Origin of the sequence: Mangrovimonas aestuarii (genome assembly GCF_028767185.1) — a bacterium.
GTDB lineage: Bacteria > Bacteroidota > Bacteroidia > Flavobacteriales > Flavobacteriaceae > Mangrovimonas_B > Mangrovimonas_B aestuarii.
The window spans coordinates 227,813-249,089 of the sequence record NZ_JARACK010000004.1; the positions used below are offsets into that span (position 1 = coordinate 227,813).

Sequence of the window (21,277 nt, forward strand, 5' to 3'; positions counted from 1 at the left end):
AATGAAAAAATTAAACAAAAGCAAATTAGGGTTTATGTTTAACATGTGTTGCAGCTTAAAAGACAGAATGTTGTGATTGAGTCATTCTCTCCTTTTTATCTTTTTTCGGTAAGCCCCCTGGTTAGCCACCCTCTTCTATTTGCTGTTGCAAGCGCATAAGGAGTAATCCAAAATAAGCCAAAGGTGTATAAAATACTATAGGTATAGGCCCAAATAGCTTCCTTTATCTCATATTTGGACGAATAGAAAATCATCGAAAATGTAGAGGTTGCCAGAATACTCACTAATGTAGACCCTAAAAACAGTAAGGGATGCGTTAAAACAAATGATAACATGAATATCATAAATGGAATGCTCATCAATATTCTTGAAGACTGGCTTAAAAAAAGTAGTCTACTTCCAAATTTATTGCCTTCCCTAAAGTTGGTAAATACATATTTAGCCATAGCGATATTTTCTCTGACGTTACTACGTCCCCATCTGATGAACATCTTATATAGGTCTTTATATTCTTCGGGTACATTGGTGTAAGCCACGGCATTTTTTTGGAACAAGACATGTTTCCCCTGCTTTAAAATCATGTTGGTCATAGCGCGGTCTTCACCTATATCTGATGGTTGCCCCATGAATGTCTGATTGATCCACTCCGGTAGGCAGTTGTGGACAGCAGTTTTTTTATAGGCAGCCAATGCTCCCGGCGTACATAGTACAGAATTTAAAGTGCTTTCTGCAGATCGCACAAACTCAAAGCTCATGACAAAGCTTACGTCTAACATTTTTGGAAGTAATTCCTTTTTGTTGTTCAAAACCCTAATGTTTCCTGCAACAGCTCCACAGTTTTCATTAGTAACAAAAGGGCTTACCAGATTTCGAAGCGTGTTTGGTTCCACTACAGAATCACTGTCTACGGTGACGAAGATGTCTCCAGTTCCCAAATTAAAACCACGGTACAAAGCATGGCGCTTTCCTTGATTTTTAGGTTGTTTGTAAATATCCAAGCGATCGTCTAATCTTTTTTTAGCATCTATCATCCAATCCCAGGTATCATCTAAGCTTCCGTCGTCTATAGCTATAATCTGCAACTTTTTTTTGGGGTAATCACTCTTCGATAAACTAATTAAAGTATCCCAAACATGCTTGCCTTCATTGTAGGCAGGCACTATCACTGTGCAGCTTGGTAGCTCTTCATCTGTTACAGATTTAATAGGTTTGTACTTGAAATATTTATAAGCAATAAAAATGAAGTAGGCTATTTTAAATATAAACAACAAGGAAGCTATTGTGAGGAAGGTAGCTATAATAATGTTTTGTCTTCCAGCTTCATTAAGCAGTTCATAATCGCTGTAGAATACCGACAATAAATATATGCCTAACAAGATGAGAATGAAGGTTCCTATTAGGTAGAGTATGTTATTTGAATTATAGTTAGTGGTCTTTAATTTATTAAGGGTAAGTTTAATGGTCTTCATCTGTCGTTCTATCATTTAGGTTAACACGTTGGTTTTGTGTTTTCTAGATATACGGTGATAGATTTTGGATGGATTTTTTTTTTGATTATTTTAAGATAAAAGTTTTTAAATCGTAGGAAAGTGAATGTTAATAATCACATATGTCCGGTAAAGAGCCTAGACCGCTTCGCTGTTAGAAAATAGAATTTAAACAAAAAATTAACTAGCGAACAAACAGTTTAATATCGCACTAAGATGTGTTTTGATGTTCGTACCTATCGCACTCTCTCATTTTAATATTATAGAAGGGTGCAGTTTAGAAACAAGAGTGAATCTATAGAGTATATGGACGTTTTTCTATCTGCAGATTTTTTTACGCAGACTAAAATGGTAAAAAAAGCCTCAAATAAAAATTTATTTGAGGCTTTTGAAATATTACGAATAGAGCATATTACTCATTCTTATCTTCTCTAGGTTTTCTGTCGTCACGACGATTGTCTCTTCGGTGTCCAACTTTTTTTCCGTCTTTGTCATTTCTTGGCGGTCTTTCCTTGAAGCCTTCAGGCTTAGGAAGGATAGCCTTTCTAGATACCTTTTCACGTTTTGTCTTCGGGTCGAATCCGAAGTATTTCACGTCTATTATATCGCCTAAGTTCAATACGTCGGTTACATTGTTAGTACGTTCCCATGCCATTTCGGAGATGTGAAGTAATTGTTCGTTACCAGGTGCATCTGTAAATTCAACTACGGCTCCAAAATCAAGAATCTTAACCACCTTAACTTCGTAAATGCTGCCAACTTCAGGTTTGAATAATAAGGAGTCGATTTTTGCTAGAACAGCATCAATGCCTTCAGACCCAACACCTAAAACTTCTACAATACCTTCTTCTGTCACAGGGTCTTCATTGATAACGATAGTAGTACCTGTTTCTTTTTGCAATTCCTGAATAACTTTTCCACCAGGACCAATTAAGGCGCCAATAAACTCATTAGGAATACGTCTTGTAACCATTTTAGGAGCGTGCGGTTTCACATCTGCATTTGGTTGAGCGATTGTGTCTGTCAGCTTCTCTAAAATATGTAGACGCCCATCGCGTGCTTGTTTTAGTGCATTCACTAAAATTTCGTATGATAAGCCTTTTACTTTAATGTCCATTTGACAGGCCGTGATACCGTCTGCAGTACCCGTTACCTTAAAGTCCATATCACCTAAATGATCTTCATCTCCTAAAATATCTGACAAGACCGCATATTTGCCAGAATCCGCATCAGAAATTAGTCCCATAGCGATTCCTGAAACAGGTTTTTTAAGCGTAACACCAGCATCCATTAAGGCCATAGTACCAGAACAAACTGTTGCCATTGAAGACGATCCGTTGGATTCCAATACTTCAGAAACGACTCTTACAGTATAAGGGAAATCGTCCGGTATCATACCTTTTAAGGCACGTTGTGCTAAGTTTCCGTGTCCTACTTCACGACGTGATGTACCACGAATTGGTCGTGCTTCACCTGTTGAAAAAGGAGGGAAGTTATAGTGTAAATAGAAACGCTCTTCTCCTTCAAAAGAAGGCATATCGATTTGATTAGCTTCACGAGAAGTTCCTAATGTTACTGTCGCCAATGCTTGGGTTTCCCCGCGGGTAAAGATAGCAGAGCCGTGTGTAGATGGCAGGTAATCTACCTCACACCAAATCGGTCTAATTTCGTCGGTCTTACGTCCGTCTAAGCGCAACCCTTCGTTTAAGGTTAAATCGCGTACCGCTGCTTTTTCGGCTTTGCTGTAATATTTAGAGATTAACCCGCCCAGGTCTTCTAGTTCTTCTTCAGAGAAGGTTGCGATAATTTCCTCTTTAATTTCAGCAAATGCAGCGCCGCGTTCGTGTTTTGAAGAGCCTGATTTTGCAACGGCATACACTTTATCGTAGGCCATATCGTGAATTTTTTGAGCTAAATCAGCATCTTCGCGTTCTGGCTCATATTCACGGGTTTCTTTTTTTCCAAAAGCTTCAGCCAATCTTAACTGAGCAGCACATTGTACTTTTATAGCTTCGTGTGCAAACTTGATGGCTTCGGTCATTTCTTCTTCAGAAATCTCATCCATTTCACCTTCTACCATCATAACCGAGTCTGCAGATGCTCCAATCATCATATCGATGTCTGATTCTTCTAATTGGGCACGAGTAGGGTTGATGATAAACTCTCCATTAATACGACCAACTCTGGCTTCAGAAATGGCACATTCAAAAGGGAAGTCTGATAGCTGAATAGCCGCAGAAGCTGCTAATCCAGCCATTGCATCTGGCATCACATCTTCGTCATGCGACATTAATTGAATCATCACCTGGGTTTCACTATGATAATCTTTTGGGAATAATGGACGCAAAACTCGGTCTACAAGACGCATCGTTAATACTTCTCCATCGCTTGGTCTTGCTTCTCTTTTGAAGAACCCACCCGGGTAACGTCCTGCGGCAGCAAATTTCTCACGGTAATCTACCGTTAATGGTAAGAAATCAACATCACTTTGTTTATAGTTGGAAACGACTGTACATAATAACATACATTTTCCTGATTGTACTACAACCGAGCCGTGTGCCTGTTTGGCCAATTTACCGGTTTCGATGGAAATTTGTCTACCATCACCAAGGTCGATGACCTCTTTAAAAACTTGTGGAATCATAAATTTTTTGTTCTAATTAAACATTGGTTTCCGTCTTACCAGACGGACAGGGTTGTGTTGTTGTGTAGTTGTTGTTTTGTACCAATGAAAAACTATGGAAAGCTCTTTTTTTTGTATAGATAGTTGTTAGTTGGTTAGTTCAGTGAAAAGTAGTGATTTTGTAGCGTTAAAACAAAAAACCACGCCAAAAGGCGTGGTTTTTCTTGAGATTATTTTCTCAATCCTAATTCTTTTACAATTGCACGGTATCTCATGATATCCTTTTTCATAAGGTAATCAAGTAAAGAACGACGCTTACCTACCAATTTTACCAATGAACGCTCAGTGTTGAAATCCTTACGGTTTTTCTTTAAGTGCCCAGTCAGGTGATTGATACGGTGAGTGAATAATGCAATTTGTCCTTCAGCAGACCCGGTATCGTTTTTTCCTTTTCCGTGTTTTGCGAAGATTTCTTCTTTAACCTCTTTAGTTAAATACATGCCAATATTGTTTTAATGATTTTTATGTATTTGAAAGTCTTTCTTTCAAGCGGCAAATATAGTGATTTTTGGTTACTTAGTATTTGGTTGTTTGATTTATTATGTTTTTTGCCATAAGCCGTTTTATTGTAAAGTTGTTAAGGTATAAAATTGTTAAGTTGAGATTAGTGAAAAGTTGAATGGTTGATTTGAGACATTATTTAATTCATCTGTTCTTTTAAAGAGGGACTGCTTTTTATTTTTGATGCTGGTTATAATATCAGCTGAAGGGATTTGTTAAGGAAGACGATTAGTTGTAAAGTTGGTAAGTTTTTATTGTTGAGTTTATGGTTTATATAAAAAATGTCATTTTCCCCAACCCTAAAGGGAGTGACATTTTTTTATTGTTGAATAGGTGGGATATTGATATATGCAATAAGCTTTTTTAATGTAAAGTTGTTAAGGTGTAAAATTTTTAAGATGTGATTGTTGGGTTGTAAATAGAATGATTAAGGGTGTATGGCTCTACAATTCAGGTGTGCAATTTTTGTCGAAAGTTTTCGTTGTATATTTGCACAAAACTTAAAACCCCCAAAGAATGAAAAAAAATCTATTTAAAGCAAGTATGGTTTCAGCTATATTCGCTTTTTCGCTAGCTTTTACTGGCTGTAGTAAGGAAGACACTTTATCCGAACAAAATCAGAATCAAGAGCAGAACATGGTCGAGGTAGTTTTGGCTGCGCAGATGGATCAAATAACTACGAGTATTGAAGACTTGATTATTGAAACCTACCAGAATCAAGAAAGTGAAACTTCCAGGCAAAACACAGAAAACCAGGTAATGAACTCAGATTGCATGTCAATTTCTGCAGTTATCCAAGCGGGGTTCAAACAGGTGACCATTGATTTTGGAAATGAAGGGTGTTCTATAAATGGATATGTTTATAAAGGAAAGATAATCATGACCTACGATCCAGACCTTGAGGCCATGGAAGACAGTATAAATTATACCCTCGAGGACTTTTACTTTGATGGGATTAACATTGATGGGAGTAGCAATATTTTAAGGCAATTATCCAATGAAAATGGTAATCCTCAATTTACACATACTGTAGATTTAACGGTAAGTTGGCCAAATGGTATGCAAGCCACACGTGATGGACAGGTTGTAAGAGAATGGGTGGAAGGTTTTGCAAGTGGTAGTTTTCAAGACAATGTATTTGAAGTTACTGGTTACTGGGATGCAAACTTCGTAAATGGAAATTCGCATACTTATGAAGTGCTTACTCCTCTTAGGAGAGAAGCTACTTGTTGGTACTTTGTGAGTGGAACACTTGATGTAGAACGCCCAAATTTTGGAGGTGTACTTGATTATGGAAGCGGAGAATGTGATAATCAAGCAGTTTTTACCTTAAACAGTGGTGTTGACGTTAATGTAACTTTGTAAAAGTTAACCTTTAAATTGAGTTGAAAACAAAAAGGGTGTTCGTATATGGAACACCCTTTTTGTTTTTAAAAATTATTTTATTCTATTACCAATCTTTTGGTTTGAATAACTTTAGATCCGTTTTTCAAACTTACTAAATAAACTCCAGCTTTTCCTGATAGATCCATTTGAATGGACGATTCACCTTGGTATACTGCCTTACTCATTATGTGTCTTCCAAGTAAATCATGGATTTCAATATTGTCTACTTTTGATTGAGGCTGAAAGTCAACAAAGAATTTTCCACCAGAAGGGTTCGGATATAAATGCATGTTGTTTGAGAATCCTATGTGCTCTTCAATGCTTAAATTATTTTCGGCAGGTAAGTTTGCATAAGAAATTAAATAGGAATTTACAATCAAGTGAGGGTTGAAGCCTTCATTGCAATTGTCGCAAGTTACTCCTGTTATACAGTCTGGGTTGTTTGGATGACAATAGTCGTTGTAGGATTCATCGAATACATAATCTAAATCGATACTGTTGCTATTAATAAAAGCAGTCATATCAAAATCGAAATACTGTGCAATGGTTCCTGGGCACCATCCAGCTCTATTGTATTGCCAAGTTCCAGCTTGTGGGCTGCAGTTATCTGGGTTAGGGTTACAAATAACCCAATTGTTTTGAGTGAAGGTTTGTTGTCCATTTACCCAAATATGGTGGGTATTATTGCTAAATTCTGCTGCGTTGCTTGTGTTCATGGCTCCCCATCCATGTCCAGTAGATACTAGTTTTATTTTTGCGGTTTGAGTGCCTTCAGAAAACGTTAGGTTGAAATCTTCTGTAGGTTGTAAGTTGGCCATATCTCCGAACTGATAGGTTTGGTTCCAAAGCTTTTTTACTGTACTGTAAGGGTAGTTAGGAGTGCCAGCTTGGTAATTTAACTGAAGCGTATATAAAAAGCCATTACCTGTAGTTCCCAGGTTTACCCTGAATTTTGTTCGTCCGCTTAACAGAGACATGAAATCGGTAAGGTCTATTTGGTGCTGGCAGCTAACACCATATGGGGTAATATATCTAATGATATTGTACCATTCACCATCTTTTCCTAAAACTTCAATTGAGGAAACTCTATCCCAAGGGTCGCACCCTCCATTGGGGCAATCAATAAATAAGGTAGCGGTAATTTGGTTAAAAGCACCAGTATAACTTGGTAAATCTGTTTCTACGGTTACAGATGGTACATCTGCATACACCCAAACATCGTCTGTAGCCAATACAGTTTGTGTTGTAGCGTTTTGGTTTAAGTTAAAAGTAGTGGTTTGATTCCCTGCAGCCCCAAAATTGTTAGTTGATGTAACAACTAAATTATGGCTTCCCCATGATGTAGGAGTCCACCAGCCTGTATAGTGGCCATTTCCATAATTTGTTAATTCAACATTTTCACCGTCAACTGAAGCAGATACACTTTCTATGGAGAATACATCTGTGTATTCAATACCTACTTTAAATGCAATTTGAATGGGAGTTAAGGAAGAGGCATATGCTGTTCCTGCTAATGGATGTAACGTTTCTGTTTGGGCTAAATTTAAGTTAGGGTCTACAACCGGAAAGGTCACAAATACATCGGGAGCTGGCAGATAATTTTCATCTCCTGATTGGCTAGCCTTAACCGTTACCTCACCAGCTAAACCAGTTAGAGTTACAATATTTCCATTAACAGTGGCAGGGCCTGAAATAATCTCGTAGCTAATGGGCAAGTTAGAGTTAACTGTTGCCTGAAGCGAAAAAGGATCATCTGTTGTAATTTTTGTTCCAACAAGAGGAAAGTCGATGGCTTGAAAATTACTATCCAAAATTCCACTGAAGTTTGAAGTGCTTCCTGTTAAGGCAAAGTTGTTTAAATCGGCATTCTTGTTAGCGGTGTTACTAAAATCCAATAATTGGGAAATACCGCTGTTGTTACCATCGGGTGTACCTTGGTTAAACTTATAATAAAGTTCTAGATTCGCTTCGTCTCCATTGAGTTCGTTGTTCATCATATTTTGGATTTCCGATTGCGTTAAAGCCTTACTCCACAATGAAACTTCGTCTGATCTTCCTTGAAGCAGAAAATTATACCCAGCTAAAATACACTTACCAATAGTGAAGGGTCTGTTTGTAGATGAAAAGGTACCAGAAGCTGTACTACTACCAATAGAAACTCCGTTAAGGAATATCTCTACTGTATTTTGGTTAAATACCCAAGCAAAATGTTGCCATTGTCCTGCCTGAATGATGCCCTCAGCGGTAGTAACTTGATGTAGCCCAGTGGTAGTTACCAATCTACATTGAAGTTTACCGTTACCTAATTGAATGAGGTACATTTCTCCACTACCCGTTCCCCCACCGCGAATACTCATCATGCCTTGACCGTAGCCTAGGACATCTGAGTAAAACCAGCCAGCCATGGAAATAGTATTATTGCCATTTACAAACTGGGCACCATTAGGTAATGAAACATAATCGTCTACACCATCGAAATGCAAATATTGATTTGATTGAGAAAACCCTAAAAGCGTTGTAAGCGATAGGGTTACTAGTATTAGTACTCTTTTTTTGATATGAATATTTTTCATATTGTTTTGGTTATGGTTTTTGTTATTAAAAAAGAGACCAAATATAGATTGTCCAATACACTCTAGGATTTTGTTAACTGTTGTTAACAACAAAAAAAGGGAGTCTTGTGGACTCCCTTTTGATAATTTTTTAAGTAATACTGCTTAAGCTCTTATCGGTTGATTCATGATCAAGTCGATGTAAAGGTTTACTTTGTTTTTAAGGTCTTTTCTATGAGTGATAAAATCAAGGAAGCCATGCTCTAGCAGGAATTCTGCTGTCTGGAAACCTTCAGGAAGTTCCTGACCTGTAGTATCTCTTACCACACGTGGTCCGGCAAAACCAATCAATGCTCCTGGTTCACTAATATTGATGTCGCCCAACATTGCAAACGAAGCGGTAGTACCTCCTGTTGTTGGATCGGTACAAAGGGAGATATAAGGTAGTTTAGCTTCTGCCAACTGAGCCAGTTTAACAGAAGTTTTAGCTAACTGCATCAACGAAAGAGCAGCCTCCATCATACGAGCACCTCCAGATTTGGAGATAATCATAAAAGGGAGTTTATTTTTTAAGGCATAGTCGGCAGCACGAGCTATTTTTTCACCAACTACGCTACCCATAGATCCTCCAATAAAGGCAAAGTCCATACAGGCAACAACTAAATCCTGACCTTTGGATTTACCAACGGCAGTACGAACAGCATCTTTAAGTTTTGTTTTTTCCTGAGCAGCTTTTAAGCGCACTGGATATTTTTTAGTGTCTTCAAACTTCAACGGGTCTTTTGAAGTAAGGTTTTCATCCAACTCGGTAAATTCGTTGTTGTCGAACAATATTTCAAAATATTCCTTACTTCCTATACGTACGTGATAACCATCTTCTGGGCTTACATAAAAATTACGTTCCAGCTCGTCGGTATCAACGATTTTTCCAGTTGGAGTTTTATACCACAATCCTTTAGGAGTGTCTTTTTTCTCCTCGGTGGTTGTGGTTATTCCTTTTGTTTTTCTTTTAAACCAAGCCATAGTCTTGTTTTTCTTTAAATAGTACTCAGTGATTTACCAAGTAATAAAGTCATGTTTTATTTGGAGGGCAAATATAGTTATAATGTGTTTACATTATTTAAATCTTCAAAAGCCTTTTTTAAGCGCTCAACAAAAGCCAATTCTCCTTTACGCAACCAAACTCTTGGGTCGTAGTGCTTTTTGTTTGGCACATCCTCACCTTCTGGGTTGCCAATTTGCGATTCTAAGTAAGGTGCCATATTCTTAAAATAATCGCGAACTCCGGTCATAAAAGCATATTGCATATCGGTATCGATATTCATTTTAATTACACCATAACCAATGGCTTCACGAATTTCTTCAACTGAAGACCCTGAACCACCATGGAATACAAAATCGATGTGATTATTACCTACGCCATATTTCTCTGAAATATACTCTTGAGAATTTTTTAGGATTTTAGGAGTCAATTTTACATTTCCTGGTTTGTATACTCCGTGTACATTTCCAAACGCTGCAGCAATTGTGAATTGGTCACTTACTTTGCTTAATTCTTCATAAGCATAAGCTACTTCTTCAGGTTGGGTGTACAATTTAGAATCGTCAACATCTGTGTTGTCTACCCCATCTTCCTCACCACCGGTGATTCCTAATTCTATTTCTAAGGTCATACCCATTTTGCTCATACGCTCAAGGTATTTTTTACAGATTTCAATGTTCTCTTCCAAGGGTTCTTCAGAAAGGTCGATCATGTGAGAACTATATAAAGGCTTACCTGTTTCTTTATAAAATTGTTCACCAGCATCTAAAAGACCGTCTATCCAAGGTAATAATTTTTTCGCACAATGGTCTGTATGAAGGATTACAGGAACACCATAAGCTTCTGCCATTAGGTGTACGTGTTTAGCTCCTGCAACACAACCAGCAATAGCTGCTTTTTGGTTTTCATTACTTAATCCTTTACCGGCATTGAAAACACCACCTCCGTTAGAAAACTGAATGATAACAGGTGCATTAAGTGCTGCTGCAGTTTCCAATACACCATTGATACTGCTAGAGCCAACAACGTTTACTGCAGGTAATGCAAATTGTTTTTCTTTAGCTAGTTTGAAAATTTCTTGGACCTCACGCCCTGTCGCCACTCCTGGTTTTATATTGTGCGCCATGTTTTTCTTTATTAGGTTGTTTAGGAGAACAAAAATAAGAAAATAATACGGCTTAGAAAGGGTAATTGATACCGATATTATAAACCGCACTTCCAAAGTTATAATCATTAAACCAGCGATCGTTTATAGGGTAGGTAGGATCGTAGGTTTTAAAACCGATATCAAAGCGGAATACAACAAACCCAAAGTCGTATCGGAGTCCAAAGCCAGATCCCAATGCAATATCTTCCAATGATTTTAAACTGGTAAATGTAGAGGCTTCGTCTGTAATGTTGTCGAGGACATTCCAAATATTGCCAGCATCAACAAAAAAAGCACCGTTGAGGTCTCCAAGCAGATTAAATCGTGTCTCAAGATTGAACGCAATTTTTAAGTTGGCTTCATTAAAGTCGTTATACGAACGGGTTCTACCGGGGCCAAGGCTATAGGCTGTCCAAGCTCTATTGTCGTTTGTCCCTCCAGCAAAGAAACTCTTTGAAAAAGGAATGTTATCTGAGTTTCCGTAGGGTATGGCAATCCCAAAAAAGGAACGAAAAGCAAGTACACGTTTACCGCCGAGATCCCAGTGTTTAATGTAGTCCAGTTCGGTTTTAACATATTGTGAGAAAGGAACATTCAATAATTCGTATTTGCCATTTTCGTTTTTTTGCTCATTCAGTAATTTAAAACCAGAGGATAACAAATTCCCTGCTAGTTCCAGCTTAAGTCGCAGATTGTAAAAGTTCTCGTCAAAAAAACTTCTACGACTATCTTTAAAGTAGGTAAAACTTGATGATACGATAAGGTTATTTTCGGTAAGGCGTTGTTCTCGTTCGTCAATGTCGTTAACCGTTTCTATTTGATCTTCAGTCATGCCCGGTGGAGGGTTATCGCTTAAAACAGTATTTATAAACTGGTTTGTTCCGTTGGGAATACCAAGATTTTCATCAGGCCCGATATATCCAATGTCCTTTGCAACATTGTTCAAGGATTGATAGGAGCTTTGATAAACATTAAAATAATTATCAGGGTTAAGGTTTCTAACATACTGGATGTTAAATAAATCCAGTCGATTGGTGATTCGTCTAGAAGGTTGCCATTTATAATTGAAAGTCCCGGTGATGGTTTGTTTGTCAAGACCAACATTGGTCTGGCTGGTTACCCCCATACTTATTCTAGTGGAGGGAAGCATGTATTTAGGTATAAGCTTGTCTGTTTTTACAGGGAATAAAAGACGAGGAATGTTTAAGGATAAATCGGCACCGAGTTCGCGTATGTCAAAAAAAGGATCTTCATCACTTTTGGTGTCTTTGGATGCACCAATAGATCCGTAAAGCGATAGTTGTAAAGTTTCTGCCCCTTTAAAAACATTCCTTGACAATACACTTGGACTAAATGAAATACCCAAAGCTTGAATGTTGCTTTGAGAGACCTCTGAGGTTAAGTTTAAGTTGAATTTTTCCAGCGGACTTAGGTAAATATTAACCGTAAGTGTGACATCTGTGTTTTCAATGTATTCAATGTTTGGGTATTTGAATGTTTTTAACTCACTTAAATGGCGATATGTTCTTGTGCGATCAATATCCCGGAATATTTTACCAGGACTAATGAAAACAGCATTGGTTATAGCTTTGGGTTTGTATTTTAATTTATCTACGGTATATATATTGTAACCATCATAATTAATCGTATCTCTAATGGTTGCGTTGCGATTTTCATGTGAGAAGTCTGGGTAAATGTTAACTTCTTTTACGGTATAAATTTTAAAGTCGACATGAGACGTTGAGTCCAGTGTTTTTATCGTGCGATCCTGAATTCTAATTTCGACATTGGCCTTTTTTGTTTTACCAATGGTATCTACACTAAAGCGTATGTATTCCTGACTGAAATGAAATACACCGTTATTTCTAAAAGAAGTGGTTAACCTTTCACGTTCTTTTTCAAAATTGGTTGAACGATATTGTTCTCCAGATTTTATGAGGGATTTCTTTATTGTTTTTTGATATAATGAGTCGATAATGGGGCTTTTAATCTGGGTTGAAATGGTATCTAGCTTGTAAGCTGCTCCCGTGTTTACATTGTATATTACGTTAGCCTTTTTATGTGCAACAGAGTCTATTGAATATTCTACTTGAGCATCGAACCATCCGTTGTTGAAAAAAAATGCTTTGAGGCGGTTGGCCGATTTTTCAGCTTTGTTATCATCAATAATAACTGGAGCCTCACCTTTTTCTTTCAGCCATTGATTGAACTTTATTTTCGATTGAATTAGCCGTTGGTGTTGTTTTTTTGACAAAAAAGCCTCTGTACGCTTTAAATGTTTAGGGTTGTGTTCCATCCTTTCTTTAAGTATGGAATCAATGTTAGGTCTTGCCGAATTATATACATGAAGTTTTATTGGTATTCCAAGTAGGGTTTTGTTGGGATGTTGTATAATAATATTATTAACACTGTCCTTTTTGTTAACGGTATTGTTTACGTAAAGCGTGTTTTTAGTTAGCAATTCTTGATCATTGCTAACCCTTTTTACAGAATTACAGGACGTGTAAAGTCCTGTAATTATCATAAATAATACTATTTTTGAGAGCTGATTTTTCAAATACGGCCTATTATTCAAATCAAAAATACATTTTTTGAATGTTATCAAAAAATCAAATAAAACATATCGTTCGGCTAAAACAAAAAAAGTACAGACAGCAGGAAGGACTGTTTGTGGCTGAAGGAGTTAAGGTAATTGAAGAGTTGCTAGAATCCTCATTGGAACTTGTTCATATCTATTCAGTTAAGCATCTTAATTATGATGAACAAAAGGAAACATTGATAAGTGAGGCTGAGCTCAAGAAAATCAGTTTTCTCACAACTCCCAATCAAGCATTAGCAGTTTTTAAGATTCCAACATTAAAAGGGGTAGATTTAAGTGAGTTGGTAGTGGCTCTTGACGATGTTAGGGATCCCGGTAATTTAGGGACAATTATAAGACTCTGCGATTGGTTTGGAATAAAGGATTTGATTTGTAGTAAGGCTACAGTAGATTGTTATAATCCTAAGGTAATACAGGCTACAATGGGGTCTATAGCGAGGGTGAACATTTCTTATTTGGATCTCGAAAGTTTTCTTAAGGATGTGAATGTGCCTGTTTTTGGTGCATTTATGGAAGGTGATAATGTTTATGGACAGTCTTTGCCCAGAAAAGGAGTGCTTGTTATGGGAAATGAAGCCAATGGTATTTCTGAGGGTGTTGAAGAAACAGTAACAAGCAAGTTGACTATTCCCAGGTTTGGACAATTACAAGCCACAGAGAGTTTAAATGTAGCTACGGCAACAGCCATTTTGTTAAGCGAGTTTAAACGGCGCTCTATTGAAATGTAAAATTGATGAAAACACCACGTGTTTTCATGCTTTCCACATTACTTGTCCAAGGGCTGTTAGCTTGGCTATCTTGAACAATTTCGTTGTTAAAAGCAAAGATTCCTCTAATGGAAGGCGTGAATTTGAAGTAGTATAAGTAAAAATCTATACCAAATCCTATTTCATAGAAGTACATGTTTTTCACAGTACGGAATTGTCCATTGAAATTGTCTTCAGGGTTCTTTTCGTTACTAGACAAGTTAATAGCAGTAGAAACACCTCCAACCACAAATGGTTTGAAGTTGTTTAATCGCTTAGTAGAGAATTTCACCAAAAAGGGGAGATGTATATAAGTAGATTTAACTTCTCGTTCTAAGTCTGAATCATTGAAATCCATTCCATCAAAATACGAAGGGTCGTAATTTAAAGTTCTGGTAGTAATGCAAAGTCCAGGTTCAATGCGAAAGTCGATATAATCATTAAGGCGCATGTCGCCAATTAGACCTACATTAAACCCCAAGGTTTTGGTTACGAGTATGTCTGGTTTGTCTGCATTGTAGTCAAAGTTAAAATCATAACTATTAAAACCAAGGTAGTATCCCCAGCTTAGGAACTTTTTGTCGAAGTTTTGGTTGTTTTGAACACGTTCTTTGCTAAACAATTGGGCAGACGCCGAATGGGAAACCAAAAGAAAGGTTATAAAAGCAATGATGTAGTGTTTCATAATTACGATTTAGATGATGTGTAAATAGTTGCAACACCAAAGGTCTGCGGCCTATCTTCAACATTTATAAACCCAATTTTACGTAAAATATTGTTTAGTTCCTCACCATAAGGAAAAACATTGGCTGATTCACTAAGGTAGTTGTAAGCGTCTCTATCTTTTGAGAACATACGCCCAATAGTTGGCAGTATGTATTTAGTATATATACCGTATCCTTGTTTAAAAGGTGTTTTGGTTGGAACGGAAGTTTCTAAAATTGAAAAAATGCCTCCTGGTTTAAGGATTCTAAGGATTTCAGTTAATCCTTTTTCAAGGTTTTCGAAATTACGCACCCCAAAGGCAACTGTTATGGCGTCGAAAGTATTGTCTTCAAACGGCATATCTTCAGAATCACCCAATACCATTTCAATACGATTCTCAAGGCCTTTCTTTTTTACTTTTTCTTTTCCCACATTAAGCATTCCAGGGCTAATATCAAGACCTGTAATTTTTTCAGCTTGAGTTGATTCTGCCAGAGTTATGGCCAAATCACCTGTTCCAGTCGCAATATCAAGAATGGTTTTTGGTTTGGTTTGTTCTACCAGTGCGACCACTTTATTACGCCATTTAATATCTATGCCAAATGAGATGACACGGTTTAGACCATCGTAGTCTGAAGAGATGGTGTCGAACATTTTGGTTACCTGTTCTTTTTTGCCTAAATCGCTGTCCTTATATGGGGTTATCTTGCTCAATGCTTAATTTTTTGGCAAATATACGCTATTGCCAGAGGATTAAGAAACTTGAAAACAAATAATTATATGGTATAAATCAGTAGGCAAAGTTTATTTTTGGAGTATATTTGTTACTCTTTTTATGATAAAACATCCATGAAAATAATTATTGCTGGTGCTGGTGAAGTGGGATTTCATCTTGCAAAATTATTGTCTTATGAATCCCAGGAAATCACATTGATTGATACCGATAAAGAAAGTTTGACATATGCCGAAAATCATTTGGATATTAAGGTGATTAAGGGGGATGCTACATCTATATCAATCTTAAAGGAGGGGCGCGTTGAAAACAGTGATTTGTTAATAGCGGTAACCTCTTCCGAGACTACGAACATTACTGTATGTGTACTCGCTAAACAATTGGGGGCTAAGCGAACTATTGCCCGCATATCCAATACAGAGTTTATCCACCATAAGGAGCAAGTTGGTTTTACTGGTTTTGGCATTGATGAATTGATTTCTCCGGAATCGTTAGCGGCTTCCGAAATAGAATTGTTGTTGGACCAATCTGCTTTTACCGACAGCTATGAATTTGAAGACGGAGCTCTTACTATGGTTGGGTTAAACCTTTCCAGAACGGCTTCCTTTGTAGGAAAAACCGTTAAAGAGGCTGCTCAGATTTTTCCTGAAATTCATTTTGTTCCTATAGCCATTCAAAGATTTGGAACACAATATACTATTATCCCCAGAGGTGATACCGAGTTTAGAGAGGGCGACAGTGTGTTTTTCATTACAAGTGAGGGTGGAGGAGAAGAGCTTTGTAAACTTACAGGGAAGATTAATGCCGAGATAAAACACGTTATGATTTTGGGAGGCAGTAAAATTGGTTATAAGTCGTCTCGTGATTTAAGCAAAAGTAGTTATAACGTAAAATTAATTGAGAGTAACAAGGACAGAGCTTTTGATTTGGCAGATGAGTTGGAGGATGTGCTTGTTATTCATGGGGACGGACGTAATGTAGATCTTTTGGAAGAAGAAAACATTAGGGATATGGATGCTTTTATTGCTGTTACCGGTAATTCGGAAACTAATATAATGTCATGTTTGGTGGCAAAATCAAAAGGTGTTCCTAAAACAATTGCTCTAGTTGAGAATATGGACTATTTTGAGCTTTCTCAATCCATAGGTATAGATACCCTTATCAATAAGAAGCTTTTGGCGGCTAACAATATTTTTAGGCATGTTAGAAAGGGGGAAGTGGTAGCCATGACCCAATTAAACAACATGAATGCAGAGCTTTTGGAGTTTATGGTGAAGGCCTCTTCTAATATCTGTAACAAGCTTATTAAAAATGTTGATTTTCCTAGGTCGGCTATTATCGGAGGGGTAATCCGCAACGATGAAGGCTTTATCGCTTTAGGAGATTTTAGAATTCAGGAAGGCGACCGAGTAGTGGTGTGTTGTTTGCCACGTTCTATAAAGCAAGTTGAGAAATTATTCCTTTAAAAGATGAAGCTTAACACTAAGATTATATTCCACTTTTTTGGACTTTTATTGGTGTTTAACGGCGGCTTTATGCTGCTCTCTGCACTTATAAGTTTGATTTATCAAGATGGGGTTACTTTGGAGATTACTATGGCAGGTTTGATGACTATTGTAATCGGTGCCATTAGTATGTATCTGACAAAGGATTACCACAAAGAACTTAATAAAAGGGACGGTTATTTGGTGGTGACCTTTGGTTGGATTATTATGGCTTTGTCTGGAACCTTGCCCTATGTTTTTACCGATGCAATACCCAGTTTTACCAATGCCTTTTTTGAAACTATGTCGGGGTATACAACTACTGGAGCAACCATTATAAATGATATTGAAGTGATGCCAGAAGGTGTGCTTTTTTGGCGTAGCTTGACGCACTGGATTGGTGGAATGGGTATTATTGTTCTGGCAATTGCGATACTTCCTTTGTTAGGGATTGGGGGCATGCAGTTATTTGCTGCCGAGGCACCAGGACCTAATGCCGATAAGCTGCATCCGAGAATTACCGACACAGCTAAGCGTTTGTGGTTAATTTATGTAGGGTATACAGCGGCAGAGACTTTGTTGCTGAAACTGGCAGGAATGTCTTTTTTTGATGCCATTAATCATGCGTTATCTACCTTGTCAACTGGAGGCTTCTCAACAAAGAATGCAAGTTTAGCCCATTGGAACCATGAGCCAATCATACAATATATCATTATTTTCTTTATGTTCTTGGCAGGCTCCAATTTTGTTTTGAGTTACTTTGCCTTTAAGGGTAGGGTGCAAAAAGTTATTAAGGATGAGGAGTTTAAGTTGTATTTTAGATTTGTAGCAATTTTCACCATAATTGCAGCACTTATTATCTATTTTAAGGCCGATGTTAGTACATCATCAATTCATCATCCAATGGTATGGGGTAGAGGTGAAAGTGCTTTCAGGCATGCCCTTTTTCAAGTGCTTACGGTTATTACTACCACAGGGTTTATTTCTGCAGATTATACTGTATGGACTCCTTTTTTAATGGTATTCTTTTTTGGGTTGATGTTTTTGGGAGGTTCTGCAGGAAGTACGTCTGGAGGTATCAAAGTGGTTCGCCATTTAATGCTTATAAAAAATGGGTTTTTAGAGTTCAAGCGGACGCTTCATCCCAATGCGATTTTGCCTGTTAGGTATAATTCTCGAGCTATTCGAGGTAAGATTGTATTTAATATCCAAGCTTTTTTTATTCTGTATATGTTGGCCTTTATTGTAGGCTCTTTGGTCTTTTCTATGCTAGGCATCGATTTTATGTCGGCTGTAGGTTTGGCGGCCTCAAGTCTTGGTAATATAGGTCCAGCATTGGGTAATTTTGGGCCAGTTGATAATTATGGGCAATTGCATAGTCTAGGTAAATGGTGGTGCAGTTTCCTTATGCTTATCGGTCGTTTGGAGTTGTTTACGGTTTTGATTCTTTTAACACCTTTCTTCTGGAGGAAGCGTTAATGATAATTGATTCGTTTAACAAACATATCAAAAAAGTCTTTTAGCGAACTAAGCTAAAATGTCCTGTTTTTTCGTGTCTTTTATTGTTCTTGTCCATTAGGATAGCTTTGAACCAGTAGTCGGTAGCGTTTAGCTTTTTTCCATTATAGATCCCATTCCAACCAATATTATTGTTCGAGTCTAGATCCATGATGAATAAAACTTTTCCATATCTGTCGTATATGCCGATGTCTACCCATAGGTATAATTCCTCAGATAGACCCTGTATATGCCAATAATCATTGTAGTTGTCACCATTTGGCGAGAGTATTTTAGGGTATTTTATTAAAGACACCTCAGTTGTGATAGTAGGCTCGCAGTTGTTTAAATCCCTAACATATACTGTATAAAGCCCAGGGTCTACATCGTTAAATGTGTAGCTGCTGCCTTGTCCCTCGTAATTATTGCCGTCAAGGGAAAATTCATAAACGCTATTTCCACTAACAGTAACCGATATTTGGTTGTTGTCACTGCTTACTCCAACAAATGAAGGTGGTGATACACTGTCTATGGTAAATGTTTTGGTTAAGCTACATTCAATGTTGTTTTCATAAGTATAAACTGTTATTGTAAAAGTTCCGGTTTGATTGACTTCAAAGAAGCGTTGGTTTGAAAGGATGTTTCCTGAAGAATCACTCCATTCCCAATAGTCGTTTGTTGAGCCTCCATCTAATACTATAGGAGGCTGAAGGCTAGGGTCGCATATAGTGTAGGAGTCTTGTAAATCCAGAAACATTTCAGGGTTAACAATAAGCTCTATTGGTTCTATCGCAAAGCAATCAAATTCATTGTTTGAAACTCTTACCCAAATAGTTGTGGATGAAGATTCGAAAAAAAGGGATATTGGATTTGATGTGGTTTGAGCATCAATGAATGATTGGTAGTAAGTAAGGTCATATGATTCTGGAATGTCAAATTCATCACGAATAGCACTGCCTTTCTCAATTAAATTGAAAAGAGCTTCATCGTTTCCATTATTATCATCAGAATTCTCACAGGAATACATGGGTGATATATCTCCTAGGTCGGTATATACAGCTTGTATAAAAAAACTACTAGACGAAGTGCAGTTCTCTGCACTTGTAATGCTAACAAAAATCTCTTGCGGATTGCTTAAGTTTAAATACTGCCCAGGGTTGCTTATTTCATTTGTTTGATTTACAAGGTCATCATAAGAGGTGTAAAAATCAAAATTATATTCGGATGACACTGGGTTCGTTAGTTTATCTTCAATATTATTAAGGTTAAAGTATGAGACTTCATCATTATCCAAATCGCATTGAGAAAGGAATTCTCCAGGTTGAAGATCTGGGATAGGGTAAACTTCCAGAGATTCATAAAGCGTTGTTAAATGATTGTTTATAGATATTGTGGCTTCGACGACATAATGACCAGGTTCTGAATATAGGTGGGAAGGTGTCATTGATGTATCTGTTGTTCCATCTCCAAAATCCCAAAAAATGGATTCGATTGGAGCATAGGTGTCTACGATAAAGTTTATTGGGGAAGAAACACAATCATTTCTTGTTATGATTCTGTTCCGTAAAAAGGAAGTAACAAAGTTAGGAAGTCCCTTTCTGGGGCCTTCGGGGCTAAGATCTATACTTAACTCTTCAAAACCACAATCAGCATCCGGAGTCTCTGGGTTATTAATTACCCCAATTTTATTGGGTGATGAGGTTGAAACATATATTTTACCATTTCTAGCCAGCTGTAATGAAGCATATCTTAATTGAGCAGTTTCCTTGACCAGGGTTGGACTTGGAACCTCATTTTCTTCAGGAATATCATCCATCGAAAATTTAAAGAGATAACTGGTTGAGCTCGTATTTGATGTATAATACAGAATTTTTGAATCCTGTGAAAATTCAACGCCATATGGATTGCGCCCATGAAAGCCCTGGCCTGCAAAGATGGTGGTGGCATGACTTATTGAGTTTTCATTTAGGTCTAAATGATATAAATGAACATAATGCTGTGGAGCGACACCATAGTCAACAACTGCAATATATTTGCCGTTCGGTGAAATTTTTAAGCTCCCTTTAGGGGAGAAGTTTACTTGTTGGGTTGCAGTTATTGTTTCAATGTACAAACCATTTTCATCTACTTTACAAATGAAAAAAGAATTAATAGGTGTGGTTTCAAGGTTGTTTAAACCTGCAAAGAACATGACTTTAATTGAGTTTGTCTCTGTATGATGGATTGCAGAGATTTTTTCTGAAGATGATTGGGTAAGGTAATTGTTTTTGGAGGTTACTTCACCCAATGAGTTTGAAGAGGAAAATTCAACAACCGAATAGTACACACCAGAATTAAATTCGCCAGAAGGGGTTACCCTTGTTGTGAACACATAGTAAACGCCTTCATGATTAGGTTTAGGGACAATAATACAAGATTGAGTATGATTTGGATCACCAGCTAGCTCTTCGCCGTTTTCCATAATTTCATGATTCCAACTCCAAACCGTTTGTCCGTTGGTGTAAAATAGTAAGTTGCCATTGTGGTCTGAAATTGACGAGCACCCTTCTGGAGTGTCCATGTTACTATCGTGCTGGGGGGTGACGGTGTGATTGGCAAAGTTCAAACTAGCATAATTTCCAAAATACCAATTATTAGTTTCGTTTTGCGAAATACATGTTAAGGAAAATAATAAGAAACTATGTAATATGTGTTTTAACATCTTTAAGATATAAA

14 protein-coding genes are annotated in these 21,277 nt (G+C 37.3%); 4 read left to right on the forward strand and 10 right to left on the reverse strand.

Features of this window, described 5'->3' with window-relative positions:
* Positions 1-95: 95 nt before the first annotated feature.
* The 3 genes from PWU04_RS07160 to rpsO all read right to left on the reverse strand — a co-directional run bounded on the left by PWU04_RS07160 (position 96) and on the right by rpsO (position 4,610).
* On the reverse strand, positions 96-1,484 hold the full coding sequence (locus tag PWU04_RS07160) for a glycosyltransferase (RefSeq protein ID WP_406600942.1): 1,389 nt from the start codon (positions 1,482-1,484) through the stop codon (positions 96-98).
* 415 nt (positions 1,485-1,899) lie between these two features.
* Complete coding sequence (locus tag PWU04_RS07165; RefSeq protein WP_274475290.1) at positions 1,900-4,131, reverse strand: polyribonucleotide nucleotidyltransferase; 2,232 nt, start codon at positions 4,129-4,131, stop codon at positions 1,900-1,902.
* Positions 4,132-4,340: 209 nt separating this feature from the next.
* Positions 4,341-4,610: a 30S ribosomal protein S15 gene (gene rpsO, locus PWU04_RS07170; RefSeq protein WP_274475291.1), complete on the reverse strand. Its 270-nt coding sequence runs from the start codon at positions 4,608-4,610 to the stop codon at positions 4,341-4,343.
* 577 nt (positions 4,611-5,187) lie between these two features.
* Here rpsO and PWU04_RS07175 point away from each other — a divergent pair.
* A complete protein-coding gene (locus tag PWU04_RS07175) occupies positions 5,188-6,036 on the forward strand; it encodes a hypothetical protein (RefSeq protein ID WP_274475292.1) in 849 nt (282 codons plus the stop codon).
* Positions 6,037-6,113: 77 nt separating this feature from the next.
* Here the strand turns inward: PWU04_RS07175 and PWU04_RS07180 are convergent, their stop codons facing one another.
* The 4 genes from PWU04_RS07180 to tamL all read right to left on the reverse strand — a co-directional run bounded on the left by PWU04_RS07180 (position 6,114) and on the right by tamL (position 13,322).
* Entirely contained in the window at positions 6,114-8,630 is a 2,517-nt protein-coding gene (locus tag PWU04_RS07180) for a LamG-like jellyroll fold domain-containing protein (protein ID WP_274475293.1), read from the reverse strand.
* A gap of 144 nt (positions 8,631-8,774) precedes the next feature.
* Positions 8,775-9,632 (reverse strand): acetyl-CoA carboxylase, carboxyltransferase subunit beta, encoded by an 858-nt coding sequence (accD, locus tag PWU04_RS07185; RefSeq protein ID WP_274475294.1) that lies wholly within the window; start codon positions 9,630-9,632, stop codon positions 8,775-8,777.
* 77 nt (positions 9,633-9,709) lie between these two features.
* Positions 9,710-10,777: a class II fructose-bisphosphate aldolase gene (gene fbaA / locus PWU04_RS07190; RefSeq protein ID WP_274475296.1), complete on the reverse strand. Its 1,068-nt coding sequence runs from the start codon at positions 10,775-10,777 to the stop codon at positions 9,710-9,712.
* 52 nt (positions 10,778-10,829) lie between these two features.
* Positions 10,830-13,322 carry a translocation and assembly module lipoprotein TamL gene (gene tamL, locus PWU04_RS07195; RefSeq protein ID WP_274475297.1) on the reverse strand — a complete coding sequence of 831 codons (2,493 nt, stop codon included), beginning with the start codon at positions 13,320-13,322 and terminating at the stop codon, positions 10,830-10,832.
* 71 nt (positions 13,323-13,393) lie between these two features.
* On the opposite strand from tamL, the gene PWU04_RS07200 reads away from it, so the two are divergent.
* Positions 13,394-14,125, forward strand: a complete 732-nt coding sequence (locus PWU04_RS07200) for an RNA methyltransferase (RefSeq protein ID WP_274475298.1) — start codon at positions 13,394-13,396, stop codon at positions 14,123-14,125.
* On the opposite strand, the gene porT is transcribed toward PWU04_RS07200, so the two are convergent.
* Both porT and ubiE read right to left on the reverse strand, forming a co-directional pair.
* A complete protein-coding gene (gene porT, locus PWU04_RS07205) occupies positions 14,112-14,828 on the reverse strand; it encodes a type IX secretion/gliding motility protein PorT/SprT (RefSeq protein WP_274475299.1) in 717 nt (238 codons plus the stop codon). The genes PWU04_RS07200 and porT overlap by 14 nt on opposite strands.
* A gap of 2 nt (positions 14,829-14,830) precedes the next feature.
* Positions 14,831-15,562, reverse strand: a complete 732-nt coding sequence (gene ubiE, locus PWU04_RS07210; RefSeq protein WP_274475300.1) for a bifunctional demethylmenaquinone methyltransferase/2-methoxy-6-polyprenyl-1,4-benzoquinol methylase UbiE — start codon at positions 15,560-15,562, stop codon at positions 14,831-14,833.
* Between the two features lie 135 nt (positions 15,563-15,697).
* On the opposite strand from ubiE, the gene trkA reads away from it, so the two are divergent.
* Positions 15,698-17,047: a Trk system potassium transporter TrkA gene (gene trkA / locus PWU04_RS07215; RefSeq protein ID WP_274475301.1), complete on the forward strand. Its 1,350-nt coding sequence runs from the start codon at positions 15,698-15,700 to the stop codon at positions 17,045-17,047.
* Between the two features lie 3 nt (positions 17,048-17,050).
* Positions 17,051-18,544 carry a TrkH family potassium uptake protein gene (locus PWU04_RS07220; protein WP_274475302.1) on the forward strand — a complete coding sequence of 498 codons (1,494 nt, stop codon included), beginning with the start codon at positions 17,051-17,053 and terminating at the stop codon, positions 18,542-18,544.
* Positions 18,545-18,584: 40 nt separating this feature from the next.
* On the opposite strand, the gene PWU04_RS07225 is transcribed toward PWU04_RS07220, so the two are convergent.
* Positions 18,585-21,263 carry a T9SS type B sorting domain-containing protein gene (locus tag PWU04_RS07225; protein WP_274475303.1) on the reverse strand — a complete coding sequence of 893 codons (2,679 nt, stop codon included), beginning with the start codon at positions 21,261-21,263 and terminating at the stop codon, positions 18,585-18,587.
* Between the last annotated feature and the right edge of the window lie 14 nt (positions 21,264-21,277).

Coding starts and splice junctions, on each gene's coding strand:
- PWU04_RS07200 (WP_274475298.1), top strand. CDS start 13,394: ATGTTATCAAAAAATCAAATAAAACATATCGTTCGGCTAAAACAAAAA.
- PWU04_RS07160 (WP_406600942.1), bottom strand. CDS start 1,484: ATGATAGAACGACAGATGAAGACCATTAAACTTACCCTTAATAAATTA.
- PWU04_RS07220 (WP_274475302.1), top strand. CDS start 17,051: ATGAAGCTTAACACTAAGATTATATTCCACTTTTTTGGACTTTTATTG.
- porT (WP_274475299.1), bottom strand. CDS start 14,828: ATGAAACACTACATCATTGCTTTTATAACCTTTCTTTTGGTTTCCCAT.
- PWU04_RS07165 (WP_274475290.1), bottom strand. CDS start 4,131: ATGATTCCACAAGTTTTTAAAGAGGTCATCGACCTTGGTGATGGTAGA.
- tamL (WP_274475297.1), bottom strand. CDS start 13,322: ATGATAATTACAGGACTTTACACGTCCTGTAATTCTGTAAAAAGGGTT.
- PWU04_RS07225 (WP_274475303.1), bottom strand. CDS start 21,263: ATGTTAAAACACATATTACATAGTTTCTTATTATTTTCCTTAACATGT.
- accD (WP_274475294.1), bottom strand. CDS start 9,632: ATGGCTTGGTTTAAAAGAAAAACAAAAGGAATAACCACAACCACCGAG.
- PWU04_RS07175 (WP_274475292.1), top strand. CDS start 5,188: ATGAAAAAAAATCTATTTAAAGCAAGTATGGTTTCAGCTATATTCGCT.
- rpsO (WP_274475291.1), bottom strand. CDS start 4,610: ATGTATTTAACTAAAGAGGTTAAAGAAGAAATCTTCGCAAAACACGGA.
- trkA (WP_274475301.1), top strand. CDS start 15,698: ATGAAAATAATTATTGCTGGTGCTGGTGAAGTGGGATTTCATCTTGCA.
- fbaA (WP_274475296.1), bottom strand. CDS start 10,777: ATGGCGCACAATATAAAACCAGGAGTGGCGACAGGGCGTGAGGTCCAA.
- PWU04_RS07180 (WP_274475293.1), bottom strand. CDS start 8,630: ATGAAAAATATTCATATCAAAAAAAGAGTACTAATACTAGTAACCCTA.